This is a genomic window from Agromyces neolithicus (assembly GCF_039529735.1).
Classification (GTDB): Bacteria; Actinomycetota; Actinomycetes; order Actinomycetales; family Microbacteriaceae; genus Agromyces; species Agromyces neolithicus.
Map to the genome: position 1 here is coordinate 91,978 of NZ_BAAANJ010000007.1, position 15,558 is coordinate 107,535.

Genomic DNA, 15,558 nt, shown 5'->3' on the forward strand with positions numbered 1-15,558 from the left:
TTGAGGGTGGGAAGCCATGGCGCTAACTCCGGAAGATGTGGTCAACAAGCGCTTCCAGGCGACGAAGTTCCGGGAGGGCTACGACCAAGATGAAGTCGACGACTTCCTCGACGAAGTGGTCGTCGAGCTGCGCCGGTTGAACCAAGAGAACGACGAGCTGCGCCAGCGCGTGGCCGCAGCCGAGGCTCGGGCCTCCGACGCCTCGTCGGCGCCCGCAGTCGCACTGCCCGCCCCGGCGCCCGCCGCGGTCTACAGCGAGCCGGCCTCGCCGCCGCCCACGGTCGCCGTGCCGACGCAGATCGGCTCGTCGCAGTCCGAGCTCGATGAGCAGACGTCGACCACCAACCTGCTGCAGCTCGCGCGCCGACTGCACGAAGAGCACGTCCGCGAGGGCGTCGAGAAGCGCGACGCGCTCATCGCCGAGGGCCACGCCACCGCCGCACGCGTCGTCGCCGAGGCCGAGGCCAAGCAGCGCCAGCAGATGGGCATCCTCGACCAGGAGCGCCTGTCGCTCGAGAAGCGCGTCGACGAGCTCCGTGCCTTCGAGCGTGACTACCGCCAGAAGCTGAAGAGCTACATCGAGGGTCAGCTGCGCGAGCTCGACACCGCCGCACCGGTCTCGGTCTCGGGCAACCAGGGCTTCTCGTCGCCGGTCGGCGCCGAGCAGCCGGCACCGACCTTCCAGGGCTTTGGAGGCTGAGCGCGCCGCCAAGGTCGGCACCACCACTGCGCTTCTGGTCTTGGCCGGCGCCGCGCTTGCGGCGTACGGCCTCGACCAGTTGAGCAAGTACCTCGTGGTCACGAATCTCACCGAGGGTGAGATCGTTCCAGTGCTGGGCAACGTGCTGCAGTGGCAGTTCGTTCGCAATCCGGGGGCGGCCTTCTCGCTCGCGAGCGGCATGACGTGGATCTTCACGATCCTCGCCGCCGGCGTGATCACCTTCATCGTGTGGTTCGCGCGGCGCATCCATTCCGTGGCGTGGGCGCTCGTCTTCGGGTTGCTGCTCGGCGGCGTACTCGGCAACCTCACCGATCGGCTGTTCCGCGAACCGAGCATCGGACTCGGCCACGTGATCGACTTCATCGCGACGCCGTGGCTCATCCCGGCGATCTACAACATCGCCGACATCGCCATCGTGTCGAGCATGGTGCTGTTCATGCTCCTCACCATCCGCGGCGTCGGGCTCGACGGCACGCGTGAGGTCAGGGCGGCGAAGCATCAGGGCGCCGACCACGCCACCGAGCCGGTGGGCGAGACGGCCCCCGGTGACGGCCCCGCGCCGACCGCGAACCCGCACCTCGCGACCGAGTCCTGATGCAGCACCGGTCGCTTCCCGTTCCCGACGGGCTCGACGGTACACGCGTCGATGCGGGCCTCGCGAAGCTGCTCGGGTTCTCGCGAACGCTCGCGGCTGAGATCGCATCAGCCGGCGGGGCGCTCGTCGACGGGGCACCCGTCGACAAGTCCGACCGGCTGCGTGCCGGAAGCTGGCTCGAGGTGAGCTGGGAGCCGCCCCGCACGCTCGAGATCGAGCCGATCGCCGTGCCCGACCTCGGCATCGTGCACGACGATGACGACCTCGTCGTCGTCGACAAGCCGGCCGGTGTGGCCGCGCATCCCTCGCTCGGCTGGCATGGGCCGACTGTCGTCGGTGCACTGGCCGCCGCCGGGTTCCGCATCTCGACGTCGGGCGCCCCCGAGCGTCAGGGCGTCGTGCACCGGCTCGACGCCGGCACGAGCGGGCTCATGGTGGTCGCGAAGTCCGAGCGCGCCTACACCGAGCTGAAGCGCCAGTTCCACGACCGCGAGGTCGAGAAGATCTACCACACGGTCGTACAGGGTCACCCCGACCCGCTGGTCGGCACGATCGACGCACCCGTCGGCCGCCACCCGCGGTCGGAGTGGAAGTTCGCCGTCACCGCCGACGGCAAGCACGCGGTCACCCACTACGAGACGCTCGAAGCGTTCCCGTACGCGTCGCTGCTCGAAGTGCACCTCGAGACCGGTCGCACGCACCAGATCCGGGTGCACATGGCTGCGCAGCGGCATCCGTGCGCCGGCGACGCGATGTACGGCGCCGACCCGACCCTGTCAGCGAGGCTGGGCCTCGAGCGGCAGTGGCTGCACGCGAAGGCGCTCTCGCTGACGCACCCGGGCACGGGGGAGTGGACCACGTTCGAGTCCGACTATCCGGCCGACCTCGCGAGGGCGCTCGAGATGTTGCGCGGCGACTGAGGCCGACGCGCCACCAGACCCGCCGGCGACGTGGGTCGCTCACCGTAGACTCGGAGCACCCCCCCGAACACCCACCTCGCAGCATCATGAGGAGCCCCGTGGCCGCCGATTCCTTCGTCCACCTGCACGTGCACAGCGAGTACTCGATGCTCGACGGCGCAGCCAGGGTCGGGGAACTCATCCAGGCCGCGAAAGACGAGGGAATGCCCGCGGTCGCGGTCACCGACCACGGCAACGTGTTCGGCGCCTACGACTTCTGGAAGCAGGCGACCGACGCCGGCATCAAGCCGATCATCGGCACCGAGGCCTACATCACCCCCGGCACCCACCGCGGTGACAAGACGCGCGTGCGCTGGGGTTCGGGCGGCGGCGACGATGTGTCGGGCTCGGGCGCGTACACCCACATGACGTTGCTGTCGGAGTCGACAGCGGGCATGCACAACCTGTTCCGGCTCTCGAGCCGGGCGTCGATCGAGGGCTACTACTTCAAGCCGCGCATGGATCGTGAACTGCTGTCGCAGTGCTCCGAGGGGCTCATCGCGACGACCGGCTGCCCCTCGGGCGAGGTGCAGACGCGCCTGCGGCTCGGGCAATACGACGAGGCCGTGAAGGCGGCGTCCGACTATCGCGACATCTTCGGGCGCGACAACTACTTCGCCGAGATCATGGACCACGGCCTCGGCATCGAGAAGCGCATCATGGGCGACCTGCTGCGCCTCGCGAACCAACTCGACCTGCCCCTCGTCGCCACCAACGACCTGCACTACACGCACGCCCACGACGCCAAGAGCCACGCCGCACTGCTGTGCGTGCAGTCGGGATCGACGCTCGACGACCCGAACCGCTTCAAGTTCGACGCCGACGACTTCTACCTCAAGACCGCCGCCGAGATGCGGCACGTGTTCCGCGATCACCCCGATGCATGCGACAACACGCTGCTCATCGCCGAGCGTTGCGACGTCGCGTTCAACACGAACGCCAACTACATGCCGCGCTTCCCGGTGCCCGAGGGCGAGAGCGAAGAGACCTGGTTCGTCAAAGAGGTCGATCGTGGACTGGCGGCGCGCTACCCCGGCGGCATCCCCGCCGAGGTGCGCAAGCAGGCCGACTACGAAGTGGGCGTCATCCTGCAGATGGGGTTCCCCGGCTACTTCCTCGTCGTCGCCGACTTCATCAACTGGTCGAAGAACAACGGCATCCGCGTCGGGCCGGGCCGCGGTTCGGGCGCCGGCTCGATGGCTGCCTACGCGATGCGCATCACCGACCTCGACCCGCTGGCGCACGGACTCATCTTCGAGCGGTTCCTCAACCCCGACCGCGTCTCGATGCCCGACTTCGACGTCGACTTCGACGAGCGTCGTCGCGGGGAGGTCATCAAGTACGTCACCGACAAGTACGGCGACGAGCGGGTCGCCCAGATCGTCACCTACGGAACGATCAAGGCGAAGCAGGCCCTGAAGGACTCGTCGCGCGTGCTCGGGTTCCCGTTCGGCATGGGCGAGAAACTCACCAAGGCGATGCCGCCGGCGGTGATGGGCAAAGACATCCCGCTCTCGGGCATCCTCGACACGAAGCATCCGCGCTACAAAGAGGCCGGCGACATCCGTGCCCTCATCGAAACCGACGCCGAGGCCAAGACGGTCTTCGAGACGGCGCTCGGCCTCGAGAACCTGAAGCGCCAGTGGGGCGTGCACGCCGCCGGTGTCATCATGTCGAGCGACCCCCTGATCGACATCATCCCGATCATGAAGCGCGAGCAAGACGGGCAGATCGTCACGCAGTTCGACTACCCGGCGTGCGAGTCGCTCGGCCTCATCAAGATGGACTTCCTGGGGCTGCGCAACCTCACGATCATCGACGACGCCCTCGACAACATCGAGGCCAACCGCGGCTTCAGGCCCGTGCTCGAAGACCTCGCACTCGACGACCCCGAGGCCTACGCGCTGCTCTCACGCGGCGACACGCTCGGCGTGTTCCAGCTCGACGGCGGGCCGATGCGGTCGCTGCTGCGGCAGATGAAGCCCGACAACTTCGAGGACATCTCGGCCGTCATCGCGCTGTACCGACCGGGGCCGATGGGCGCGAACTCGCACATCAACTACGCCCTGCGAAAGAACGGGCTGCAGCCCATCACGCCGATCCATGCCGAGCTCGAGAAACCCCTGAAAGACATCCTCGACACGAGCTACGGCCTCATCATCTACCAAGAGCAGGTCATGGCGATCGCACAGCGCGTCGCCGGGTTCTCCCTCGGCCAGGCCGACATCCTGCGCCGTGCGATGGGCAAGAAGAAGAAGTCCGAGCTCGACAAGCAGTACGAGGGCTTCTCGGGCGGCATGAAGGCCAACGGCTTCTCCGAGGCCGCGATCAAGACCCTCTGGGACATCCTGCTGCCGTTCTCCGACTACGCGTTCAACAAGGCGCACTCGGCCGCCTACGGCGTGCTCAGCTACTGGACGGCCTACCTCAAGGCGCACTACCCGGCCGAGTACATGGCCGCGCTGCTCACGAGCGTCGGCGACGCGCGTGACAAGCTCGCGCTCTACCTCAACGAGTGCCGCCGCATGGGCATCAGGGTGCTTCCGCCCGACGTCAACGAGTCGATCGGCTACTTCGCCGCCGTCGGCGACGACATCAGGTTCGGCCTCGGCGCGGTGCGCAACGTCGGCTTCAACGTCGTCGACGCCATCCGGGCCGCCCGCGACGAGAAGGGTCGTTTCGAGTCGTTCCACGACTTCCTCAAGAAGTCGCCCCTGCAGGTCGCGAACAAGCGCACCGTCGAGTCGCTCATCAAGGCGGGCGCCTTCGACTCGCTCGGTGCAACACGGCGCGCGCTCGTCGAGATCCACGAGAGCGCGGTCGAATCGTCGGTCGGCGAGAAGCGTGTCGAGGCGACGGGCCAGGCCGGATTCGATTTCGACTCGCTGCTCGCCGAGGTCGACTCGGCGCCCGTGTCGCTCGTTCCCGACCGGCCCGAGTGGTCGAAGCGCGACAAGCTCGCATTCGAGCGCGAGATGCTCGGGCTGTACGTCTCCGATCATCCGCTCGCCGGACTCGAAGTGCCGCTCGCGAAGCACGCGTCGACGACGATCACCGAGCTCATGGGCTCAGACGCCACGCAAGACGGCGATACCGTGACGATCGCCGGGCTCGTCACGAGCGTGCAGCACCGCGTGGCACGGCAGAGCGGCAACCAGTACGGCATGATCCAGGTCGAGGACTTCTCGGGTGAGATCACGGTCATGTTCATGGGCAAGGCCTACCAGGAGTTCGCGCCGGGTCTGCAGGCCGACTCGATCGCGGTCGTACGCGGCCGGGTGAGCATGCGCGACGACGGCATGAACCTGCACGCCTACAGCGTGTTCACGCCCGACCTCGGCCAAGGAGACGAATCGGGTCCGGTGGTCATCTCGCTGCCCGACATCCGCGCCACGACCGGCACGATCACCGCCCTGAGCGACGTGCTGATCCGCCACGCGGGCGACACCGAGGTGCGGTTGCGGCTCATCCGCGGCCGAACGGCTCGGCTGTTCGAGCTGCCGTATCCGGTGCGCGTCACGGCCGACTTCTACGGCGAGTTGAAGAGCCTGCTCGGGCCGAACTGCCTCGTGTGACGCGCTCGGCACGCCGGGTCGCGCCTCTCGATAGGCTGGAGCGGTCATGCTGAGAACGATCGACCTGCGCGCAACCCGTCCGTCGCCGAGCGAGCTGCTCGCCCTCGTGCCGCGCGCCGCGACCGACGTCTCGGCCGCGCTCGAGCCGGCGCGCGGGCTCATCGACGCCGTCCGCGAGCACGGCGAGGCGGCACTCATCGAGCAGGCCGAGCGGCTCGACCGGGTGCGCCCGCCGCATCTGCGCGTGCCCGCCGGTGAGCTCGAGCGTGCGCGAGACGAACTCGCCCCCGAGATCCGCGCCGCGATCGAGCGCACCATCGATCGTGTGCGCGCCGCGAGCGCCGCGCAGGTGCCTGCCCCCGAGACGACCGAACTCGGCAACGGCGCCGTCATCGAGCAGCGCTGGCAGCCTGTCGGCCGCGTGGGCCTCTACGTGCCCGGCGGCAAGGCCGTCTACCCCTCGAGCGTCGTCATGAACGTCGTCCCGGCACAGGTCGCCGGGGTGCGATCCATCGCACTCGCCTCACCGCCGCAGGCGGCGTTCGGCGGGCGAGTGCATCCCACGGTCGCGGGCGTCGCGGCGCTCCTCGGCATCACCGAGGTGTACGCCATGGGCGGCGCGGGCGCGATCGGTGCCTTCGCCTATGGGGTGCCGAGCCTCGGGCTCGATCCCGTGCAGCGTGTCACGGGCCCCGGCAATGTGTACGTCGCGGCCGCGAAACGGCTTGTGCAGGGCGTCACGGGCATCGACGCCGAAGCCGGTCCCACCGACATCCTCGTCATCGCCGACGATTCGGCCGACGCCGACTTCGTCGCCGCCGATCTCGTGAGCCAGGCCGAGCACGACGAGCTCGCCGCAACCGTGCTCGTCACCGATTCGCCCGAGTTCGCTGCTCGCGTCGTCGAGCGACTGACGGCGAGGGTCGCCGCCACGAAGCACTCCGCTCGGGTTCGGGCATCGGTCGAGGGTGTGCAGTCGGCCGTGGTGCTCGTCGACGACCTCGAGCAGGCCGTCGCCTTCGCGAACGCGTTCGGACCCGAGCATCTCGAGATCCAGGTGCGCGACGCCGACGCGGTGCTCGCCGGCATCGAGAACGCCGGAGCCATCTTCGTCGGACCGTACTCGCCGGTGAGCCTCGGTGACTACGCCGCGGGCTCCAACCATGTGCTGCCCACCGGAGGTCAGGCCCGGTACGCGGCCGGGCTCTCGGCGGCCACCTTCCTCCGTCCGCAACAGGTCGTGCGCTACGACGCCGCCGCGTTGCGCGAGGTCGCTCCCGTGATCGAGGCGTTGTCGGCCGAAGAAGACCTGCCCGCGCACGGCGAGGCGGTCACGGCGCGCTTCGCGTGACTGCTCGCCGCTAGGCTGGGGGCACCATGTATTGCCCGTTCTGCCGTCACCCCGACTCCCGCGTGATCGACTCGCGTACGAGCGACGACGGGCTCTCGATCCGCCGTCGTCGGCAGTGCCCCGAATGCGGCCGACGGTTCTCGACGACCGAGACGGCCAGCCTCTCGGTCATCAAGCGCAGCGGCGTCATCGAGCCGTTCAGTCGTGAGAAGGTCGTGCTGGGGGTCAAGAAGGCCTGCCAGGGCAGGCCCGTCACCGACTCCGACCTCGCGGTGCTCGCACAGAAGGTCGAAGAGACCATCCGGTCGACGGGGGCGTCGCAGATCGAGGCGAACGACATCGGCCTGGCGATCCTCTCGCCGCTGCGTGAGCTCGACGAGGTGGCCTACCTGCGGTTCGCCAGCGTCTATCAGGCGTTCGACTCGCTCGACGACTTCGAGGGGGCGATCGAGCAGCTGCGGGCCGAGCACGGGCGCCTTCCGGCGCGGCCCGTCGAGTGAGCGACGCCACCACCTCGACGGCTCCGATAGCCTGAGTCCGGCATGTATCGACTCCTCTTCTCCGCGTTCCTCTCGCGAATGGACCCCGAAGCCGCCCACCACCTGGCGTTCCGCTTCATCCGCGCCCTTCCGACCTTGGGCGTCGGCCGCCTGGTCGAGCGCTTCACCGGGCCCGACCCCGCGTTGGCGGTCGAGGCGCTCGGGCTCACGTTCCCGTCGCCGTTCGGTATCGCCGCCGGATTCGACAAAGACGGCGTCGCGGTGCGCGGCCTCGGCAACCTCGGCTTCGGACACGTCGAGGTGGGCACGATCACCGCGATCGCACAGCCCGGCAACCCGGCTCCGAGACTTTTCCGACTGGTCGGCGATCGTGCCCTCGTCAATCGCATGGGCTTCAACAACGGCGGTGCGGATGCCGCTGCCGGGCGTCTCTCGCGGCTCGCGCGCCGCACCCACCGGCCGGTGCTCGGCATCAACATCGGCAAGAGCAGGGTGACCGCGGTCGACGACGCCATCGGCGACTACGAGCGCAGTGCTCGACTGCTCGCACCGTATGCCGACTACCTCGTGGTGAACGTGAGTTCCCCCAACACTCCCGGACTTCGCGGACTGCAGGAACTCGACGCGCTCGCGCCCCTGCTCGAGGCCGTGCGCGCGGCCGCAGGCACGACGCCCCTGCTCGTGAAGATCGCGCCAGACCTCGACGACGCCGACATCGTGCGCATCTGCGAACTCGTCGTACGACTCGGGCTCGACGGCATCATCGCGACGAACACGACGATCTCTCGCGAGCGGCTCCGTGTAGCGGCATCCGTAGTCGCCGACATCGGCGCCGGCGGTCTCTCTGGGGCGCCGCTCGCGCAGCGGTCGCTCGAGGTGCTGCAGGTCGTGCGCGCGAACGTGCCGGCCGACCTCTGCGTGATCTCGGTCGGCGGCGTCGAGACGGCCGCTGACGTGCAGCAGCGGCTCGATGCGGGCGCGACCCTCGTGCAGGGTTACACGGCATTCATCTATCGCGGCCCGCTCTGGGCGAGGCAGGTCAACCGCGGGCTGGCGCGCCGGCGGCGTCAGAGCACGCCGACCTCGGCGAGCTGATCGGCGATGCGCGAGCCGTCGCTCGCCGACACCCAGGGCACGTCGGCGCCGTGCTGCTCGGCCTTGGTACGACCGCCGGCGAGCACCGCCTCGCCGGCGGAGAGGCGCCGGATCGCGACCGCGGCGACCCGCCCGGGGTGCTCGGCGGCGAAGCGCGCGTAGAGGTCTTCGTCGTGCTGCCCGTCGTCACCGATGAGCAGCCAGCGCACATCGGGGAACTCGTCGGCCAGGCGCCGGAGGTTCTGTTCTTTGTGGTCGCGGCCGCTGCGGAACCACCGGTCGTGCGTCGGCCCCCAATCGGTGAGCAGCAGGGGGCCGGCGGGGTAGAGGTTTCGTGAGAGGAATCGCGTGAGCGTCGGCGCCACGTTCCACGCGCCGGTGGAGAGGTAGATGACCGGCGAGGCCGGGTGCGCGCGGGCGAGGCGTTCGAAGAGCACGGCCATGCCGGGTGTGGGGATCCGGGCGTGCTCGTCGAGCACGAAGGTGTTCCAGAACGCGAGCAGCGGCCTCGGCAGCGCGGTCACCATGACCGTGTCGTCGACGTCGGAGATGATGCCGAAGTCGACATCGGGCCCGACGATGCGGATCGGTGCCTCAGCGACCTTCGATCCCTCGGTGTGCAACCGCGCCTCGTGCCATCCGGGGGTCAGCACCACGGGGATACGGGTGTCGACGACGCCCCCGCGGTCGGCGAGCACCTCGATGCGGGCGCCGCCGATCTCGATGACGACCGGCACATCGCCGACCGGCACGCTCGTGAAGCTGCGCCAGCCGCGGATGCCCTGTTCGCCGCGTCGTCGGCGACGTTTCGAACGCTCGTCGGGCGCGACCGGGCGGCTCAGCAGCACTCGGCAGAAGACGCGCACCCACTCGGTCGACCCGTACCCGGTGTACGGAACGACGGTCGGCACGTGACCGCGCCGGCGTGCCCAGCGTTCCCTGATGTCGTGGATCCAGTCCTCGATGCGCGCGGCACGGTGGCGTACCGGGGGTTCGGGGGATCCGGTCGGGTTGGGGGAGCTCGCCGGCATCCACTCAGTCTGTCATGGGCGCCCCGTGGGGCGCGAAACCGCGGGTTGTCCGAAGCGCCCCGCGCCTCCGAGTAGTATGAAGCCGCAACTGAGGAGGTTTCGTGTCTAATGTCGACCTGATCCTTGGGGCCGATCCGAGCCGCAAGCGAGCAGTCCGCACCGAGCCGACGCAACGCCGCAGCAGTCAGCGGCTCGACGCGCTGCTCGACGCGGCCGCCGAGATCGTCGACGAGTCAGGTTTCGAGCGACTGACGACGCAGATGGTCGCTGAGCGCGCAGGTGCCTCGATCGGCACCGTCTACCGCTACTTCCCCGACCGCGTCGCGGTGCTGCACGCCCTGCGCGAACGCTCAGTGCGCCGGTTCCGCGAACGCCTCGCCGACGAGATCGCACGCACCGAACTCGAGACGTGGTGGTCGGTCATCGACCTCTCGATGACGGTCGGCGCTGGAATGTACCGTGATGAACCGGGGTTCAGCGTCGTGCACGGCGGGCAGCGCGAACTCGCCGAGAATGACGTCGAGCCTGAGATGGCTCACCGCCTGACCCGCCTCATCGAAGCGGAGTTCGGAGGCGACATCGACGCCGACGAGCTTCGCTTCCGGCTGGGAGTGGCAATGGAGGTCGGCGACGCCTTGATCAGTCGCGCGTTCGAGCGTGACGAGGAAGGCGACGAGCGATACCTCGAAGAGGCCCGCCGCCTCGTGCACGACTACCTCGCAGAGCACCTCGGCGCCGTGCGCACCGAGAGCAACGCGGCCTGACGGGGCGCCCGACGGCGCCTGATGTCGCGCCCCGGCGCCTAACGCCACGCCGCCACTCCTGCGTTGCCTCGGCGTTCGAATGGTGTTTGGCTGGTATCCGCCGATCGAGCGAACGTCGCCCGGCGGGGATGGGGCAGCATGATCGAATTCCGAAGCGTGTCCAAGCGGTTCCGCGACGGCACGCTCGCCGTGGCCGACGTCGACATCGTCATTCCACCCCATACGACGACGGTGCTGGTGGGCTCGTCGGGTTCGGGCAAGACCACGCTGCTTCGCATGATCAATCGCATGGTCGACCCGACATCCGGACAAGTGCTCATCGACGGCACCGACGTTGCGACGCGCGAGCCCGTCGCGCTCCGTCGCAGCATCGGCTACGTGATGCAGAACTCGGGGCTCCTGCCGCACCGCAAGGTCATCGACAATATCGCCACCGTGCCGCTGCTGCGGGGTGTCCGCAAGCGCGAGGCCTACGACCATGCGCGCGAACTGCTCGACACGGTGGGACTCGACCGGTCGCTGGCCGATCGGTACCCCAGCCAGCTGTCGGGTGGACAGCAGCAGCGCGTGGGCGTCGCGCGGGGCCTCGCGGTCGACCCGAACATCCTGCTCATGGACGAACCGTTCGGCGCCGTCGACCCCATCGTGCGCGCCGAATTGCAGCAGGAGTTGCTGCGACTGCAGGGCGAGCTCGGCAAGACGGTGGTGTTCGTCACGCACGACATCGACGAGGCGTTCCTGCTCGGCGACCAGGTCGTCATCATGCAGCACGGCGGCAAGATCTTGCAGGCGGCCTCACCGACCGAGATCCTCGCGAACCCCGCCGATGAGTTCGTCGCCGAGTTCGTCGGCGCCGACCGCGGCAAGCGTGCGCTGCACATCACCGATGTCGGGGGGCGGCGCGTCGTCGTCGACGGTGACGGCCGGGCGGCTGGGGTACTCGCCTCGTGACGTGGCTCTGGTCGAACCTCGACCTGGTCGGCGAACTGACACTCGTGCACCTGGCATTGTCGGTGCCCGCGATCATACTGAGCTTCGTGATCTCAGTGCCGATCGGCTGGCTCGCGCACCGCTACCGTTGGTCGCGCGGTGTGCTGCTGTCGCTGTGCGCGCTCCTCTACGCGATTCCGTCGCTGGCCTTGTTCGTCGCCCTCCCGCCGATCACCGGGCTCGCCCTGCGCTCGCCCGTGAACCTGGTCATCGCACTCACCCTCTACGGCATCGCCGTCATCGTGCGCACCGCCGCCGACGCCTTCGACGCGGTCGAACCCGATGTGCGACAGTCGGCGACCGCCATCGGCTACTCGGCGGCCGGTCGTTTCTGGGGCGTCGAACTGCCGCTCGCCGGGCCCGTGCTGCTCTCGGGCCTGCGGGTGGTCGTCGTCAGCACCGTGAGCCTGGCCACGGTCGGCGCGGTGATCGGCGTCGAGAGTCTCGGCAGCCTCTTCACCGACGGATTCCAGCGCGGCATCCAGGCCGAGATCCTCACGGGCATCGTCGCGACGATCGTGCTCGCCCTCGTGCTCGACTGGCTGTGCGTCGTGGGAGGGCGTCTGCTCATGCCGTGGTCGCGCGCCGATGCCGCAACGAGTCGAGCTCGGTTGTCGACGCCGGTGAAACAGGCGGACACCGTATGAACCTCTTCATCGACGCCATCGCATGGATCCTCGATCCCGCGAACTGGAGCGGCCCGGGCAGCATTCCGCAACGCATCTGGGAGCACGTGTGGATCACCGCGGTGGTGCTGCTCATCGCGTCGGCGATCGCGCTTCCCACGGGCGCCCTCATCGGCCACACCGGCCGAGGCCGCGAGCCGGCTGTGCGAATCTCGGGCGGGCTCCGGGCGCTGCCCACGCTCGGCGTGCTCACGCTCTTCGGCATCTGGATCGGCATCGGCCTCGCCGCACCGATCATCGCGCTCGTCATCCTCGCCATCCCGCCTTTGCTCGCGGGTGCCTACGCGGGATTCGAGTCGGTCGACCGTCGCACGATCGACGCGGCTCGTGCGGTGGGCATGCGCGAGTCGCAGATCGTCGGCAGGGTCGAGCTTCCGCTCGGCATGCCGATCGTGGTCGGCGGCATCCGTTCGGCGACGCTGCAGATCATCGCCACCGCGACCCTCGCGGCCTACATCGCCGACGACGGGCTCGGCCGATTCATCTTCGCGGGCCTGAAGACCCGTGATTACGCCGAGATGCTCGGGGGGTCGATCCTCGTCATCCTGCTCGCGCTCGTGGCCGACGGCATCCTCGCATTGACGCAGCGGCGCGTCGTTCCTGCGGGAGTGCGCGCGAGCCGTATCACCGATCTCCGCTCCCGGCCGACCCGGTCGCGAGCGGTCGTGGGGCAACCCATCCATGAAGGGAATCCAGAATGATCACAGCAGGAAGAGGCCGGCTCGTCGCCATCGCGGCGGTCGCGGTCGGGGCGACACTGGCCCTGGCAGGGTGTGCGTCCGGCGATCCGCTCGACGGCGAATCGACAGACGGCGGCGGGTCATCAGAGACGATCGTCGTCGGCTCGCAGGACTACTACTCGAACGAGATCATCGCCGAGATCTATGCTCAGGCGCTCGAGGCGAACGGCCACACGGTCGACCGCCAGTTCCGCATCGGCCAGCGCGAGGTGTACATCCCCGACATCGAGAGCGGCGCGATCGACGTGTTCCCCGAGTACACGGGCAACCTGTTGCAGTTCTACGTTCCCGACACCACGGCCACGACGAGCGACGACGTGTACGCCGAGCTCGAAACGTCGCTGCCCGAGGGTCTGCGCGTGCTCGACCAGGCGCCCGCGACCGACCAGGACTCGTACAACGTGACGCAGGCGTTCTCCGACGCGAACGGCGTCACGAGCCTCGCCGACCTCGCGAACGTCACGACGCCGCTCACCCTGGGCGGCAACTCCGAGCTCGCGACCAGACCCTACGGTCCCGACGGCCTGAAAGAGGTCTACGGCGTCGAGGTCGCGTTCACGCCGATCGAGGACAGCGGCGGACCACTCACCATCAAGGCCCTCCAAGACGACCAGGTGCAGATCGTCAACATCTTCAGCGCCAACCCGGCAATCGCCACGAGCGATCTCGTGACGCTCGATGACCCCGAGGGGCTCTTCCTCGCCTCGAACGTCGTGCCGGTCGTGAGCGAGAAGGTGACCGACGAGATCGCCGAGGTCATCGACACGGTGAGCGCCGCGCTCACCGCCGAAGACCTTGTCGCGCTCAACGCGCTCAGCGTCGACGAGCAGCAGTCGGCCGACCAGATCGCGACCGACTGGCTTGCCGAGAAATCGCTCTTCTAGCGCTCGGCGTCGAGGTTCGAAGGGTCGGATGCCACGGCATCCGGCCCTTCGTCGTCGGCGACGATTCCGACGACGTCGAGTTCGTCGACATCGTCGCCGAAGTCGTCGTCGCGTCGGCCGATCTCGTCGATCGCCGTCATATGCCTCGCTTCCGAGCGGATCAGCAGCTTCTTCGCGCCCCACACGATGAGCAGGAACACGGCGATGATGCCGACGAAGACGTATCCGGCCCAGTGCAGGCTGCGGCTCAGCTCGCGATAACTGCCCGCGGCGAGCCATCCGACCGTGACGTAGGCGAACGCCCAGATGACGCAGGCCGGCACGGTCCACGCGATGAAGCGCCGGTATCGCATGGTGCTCATGCCGACGGTGAGCGGGATGAGCGAGTGCAGCACCGGCAGGAACCGCGAGATGAAGATCGCAGGCCCGCCGCGACGGTCGAGGTAGCGCTGGGCACGGTGCCAGTGGTCTTCGCCGATCTTGCGGCCGAGCCGCGAATGCAGGATATGCGGGCCGAACCATCGTCCAATGGCGAAGCCGATGCTCTCGCCGATGAGCGCCCCCGTGATGACCGCGAACGTCAGGGCGAAGTACTCGGCGACGCCGTCGACGGCGGTCGAGGCGACGAGCACGATGGTGTCGCCGGGAACGATGAGACCGATGAGCACCGAGGTCTCGAGCATGATGCCGATCCCGGCGAGCAGCGTGCGCATCACCGGGTCGACGCTCTCGACGGTGTCGAGGATCCACGTGAGGATCTCGTTCATCCTTCGAGCGTATCGACGCCGCGGGTGCGCCGCGTCACACTGTGGGGGGATTCCGAGGGTTACGCGGCCGAGGGCGCGAGTCGGGCGAGCCGCGCCTCGAGCATCGCATGATCGGGGCTCACCGCGCCCGCGTCGGCGTAGGTGCCCGGCTCACCGGCGAGGCCCACCTGCACGATGGCGCGGCGCAGCGAATCGTCATCGCCCGTTGCGCGCCGGGCGCCGTCGTCGGCCAGCATCTCGGTCAGTTGGGCGACCGCACGCTCGGCGCGATTCGCGATCGGGAACCAGGGGAGCGCACTGTGCCAGGCACGGAAGGCGAGGAGCACGAGATGGTGCAACTGGTCGAGGTGCGTGCGCTCGTGCGCGATCACCGCGGCGAGTTCGTCGGCGCGCAGGGCTTGGATCAAGCCGTCGGTGAGCACCGTGGCCGTGCGGATTCCGGGCACGCAATAGGCGAGTGGCACGGGATGCGCGAGCACTCGGGTGCGAGGCTGGCCCGGGATCGGGTCTCCGAGGAGTGCGATGAGCTGGTGCTGGCGTCGTCGCTCGCGCTCGGCCCGAACCGCCGTGACGGCGAGGTTGAGTGCGAGATGCACCGTGAGCCCGGCGGCGAGGGTGAGTGCCGCGAGGTGCACGACGCCGAACCCCGCCGGGAGGGGTCCCGTGAAGATCACTGGTGCAAGCACCGCCCACGCGCCGAGCAGCGACCCGGCGGGCGTTGCACCGAAGAGCAGCAGGCTGCCGATCATCGACACGCCGCCGGCGACCGCAACGGCCTGCCAGAGCGCGAGTGCACCGGCGGGGAAGCGGGCGGGCCAGGCTGCGCGGGCAAGCGCGACCGGCACGGGCCACGCCAGCGCGACGGCGAGGATTCCGAGCAGGACGGCGGCGAGGAGCACG

At 68.9% G+C, this 15,558-nt stretch carries 15 protein-coding genes; 12 read left to right on the top strand and 3 right to left on the bottom strand.

What is annotated here, in order from left to right; translation table 11 throughout:
- The first annotated feature begins 16 nt into the window (after nucleotides 1-16).
- The 7 genes from ABD164_RS10730 (at nucleotide 17) to ABD164_RS10760 (ending at nucleotide 8,796) form a co-directional block, all read left to right on the top strand.
- Nucleotides 17-700, top strand: a complete 684-nt coding sequence (locus ABD164_RS10730) for a DivIVA domain-containing protein (protein WP_344296009.1) — start codon at nucleotides 17-19, stop codon at nucleotides 698-700.
- Entirely contained in the window at nucleotides 690-1,316 is a 627-nt protein-coding gene (gene lspA / locus ABD164_RS10735; RefSeq protein ID WP_344296010.1) for a signal peptidase II, read from the top strand. Before ABD164_RS10730 ends, lspA begins: the two co-directional genes overlap by 11 nt.
- On the top strand, nucleotides 1,316-2,236 hold the full coding sequence (locus tag ABD164_RS10740; RefSeq protein WP_344296012.1) for an RluA family pseudouridine synthase: 921 nt from the start codon (nucleotides 1,316-1,318) through the stop codon (nucleotides 2,234-2,236). Before lspA ends, ABD164_RS10740 begins: the two co-directional genes overlap by 1 nt.
- Before the next feature lie 86 nt (nucleotides 2,237-2,322).
- Nucleotides 2,323-5,850, top strand: a complete 3,528-nt coding sequence (gene dnaE / locus ABD164_RS10745) for a DNA polymerase III subunit alpha (protein WP_425545940.1) — start codon at nucleotides 2,323-2,325, stop codon at nucleotides 5,848-5,850.
- 46 nt (nucleotides 5,851-5,896) lie between these two features.
- Nucleotides 5,897-7,201, top strand: a complete 1,305-nt coding sequence (hisD, locus tag ABD164_RS10750; protein ID WP_344296014.1) for a histidinol dehydrogenase — start codon at nucleotides 5,897-5,899, stop codon at nucleotides 7,199-7,201.
- A 26-nt stretch (nucleotides 7,202-7,227) separates the two neighbouring features.
- Nucleotides 7,228-7,701: a transcriptional regulator NrdR gene (gene nrdR, locus ABD164_RS10755; protein WP_344296016.1), complete on the top strand. Its 474-nt coding sequence runs from the start codon at nucleotides 7,228-7,230 to the stop codon at nucleotides 7,699-7,701.
- 42 nt (nucleotides 7,702-7,743) lie between these two features.
- Nucleotides 7,744-8,796: a quinone-dependent dihydroorotate dehydrogenase gene (locus tag ABD164_RS10760; RefSeq protein ID WP_344296017.1), complete on the top strand. Its 1,053-nt coding sequence runs from the start codon at nucleotides 7,744-7,746 to the stop codon at nucleotides 8,794-8,796.
- Here the strand turns inward: ABD164_RS10760 and ABD164_RS10765 are convergent.
- Nucleotides 8,769-9,827, bottom strand: a complete 1,059-nt coding sequence (locus tag ABD164_RS10765) for an App1 family protein phosphatidate phosphatase (RefSeq protein WP_344296019.1) — start codon at nucleotides 9,825-9,827, stop codon at nucleotides 8,769-8,771. The two genes, ABD164_RS10760 and ABD164_RS10765, sit on opposite strands and share 28 nt — an antisense overlap.
- A gap of 101 nt (nucleotides 9,828-9,928) precedes the next feature.
- Here ABD164_RS10765 and ABD164_RS10770 point away from each other — a divergent pair, with 101 nt between their 5' ends.
- The 5 genes from ABD164_RS10770 to ABD164_RS10790 all read left to right on the top strand — a co-directional run bounded on the left by ABD164_RS10770 (nucleotide 9,929) and on the right by ABD164_RS10790 (nucleotide 13,891).
- On the top strand, nucleotides 9,929-10,591 hold the full coding sequence (locus tag ABD164_RS10770) for a TetR/AcrR family transcriptional regulator (RefSeq protein WP_344296020.1): 663 nt from the start codon (nucleotides 9,929-9,931) through the stop codon (nucleotides 10,589-10,591).
- 138 nt (nucleotides 10,592-10,729) lie between these two features.
- Entirely contained in the window at nucleotides 10,730-11,542 is an 813-nt protein-coding gene (locus ABD164_RS10775; RefSeq protein WP_344296022.1) for an ABC transporter ATP-binding protein, read from the top strand.
- On the top strand, nucleotides 11,539-12,228 hold the full coding sequence (locus tag ABD164_RS10780; RefSeq protein WP_344296023.1) for an ABC transporter permease: 690 nt from the start codon (nucleotides 11,539-11,541) through the stop codon (nucleotides 12,226-12,228). The genes ABD164_RS10775 and ABD164_RS10780 overlap by 4 nt, the downstream gene beginning before the upstream one ends.
- Nucleotides 12,225-12,968, top strand: a complete 744-nt coding sequence (locus tag ABD164_RS10785) for an ABC transporter permease (RefSeq protein ID WP_344296025.1) — start codon at nucleotides 12,225-12,227, stop codon at nucleotides 12,966-12,968. Before ABD164_RS10780 ends, ABD164_RS10785 begins: the two co-directional genes overlap by 4 nt.
- Complete coding sequence (locus tag ABD164_RS10790; protein WP_344296027.1) at nucleotides 12,965-13,891, top strand: ABC transporter substrate-binding protein; 927 nt, start codon at nucleotides 12,965-12,967, stop codon at nucleotides 13,889-13,891. The genes ABD164_RS10785 and ABD164_RS10790 overlap by 4 nt, the downstream gene beginning before the upstream one ends.
- Here ABD164_RS10790 and ABD164_RS10795 read toward each other — a convergent pair.
- The gene (locus ABD164_RS10795; RefSeq protein ID WP_344296028.1) at nucleotides 13,888-14,658 is read right to left on the bottom strand and encodes a DedA family protein; all 771 of its coding nucleotides are present in this window, start codon (nucleotides 14,656-14,658) and stop codon (nucleotides 13,888-13,890) included. The two genes, ABD164_RS10790 and ABD164_RS10795, sit on opposite strands and share 4 nt — an antisense overlap.
- Nucleotides 14,659-14,717: 59 nt before the next feature.
- Nucleotides 14,718-15,557, bottom strand: a complete 840-nt coding sequence (locus tag ABD164_RS10800; RefSeq protein WP_344296030.1) for a M56 family metallopeptidase — start codon at nucleotides 15,555-15,557, stop codon at nucleotides 14,718-14,720.
- Nucleotide 15,558 lies beyond the last annotated feature (1 nt).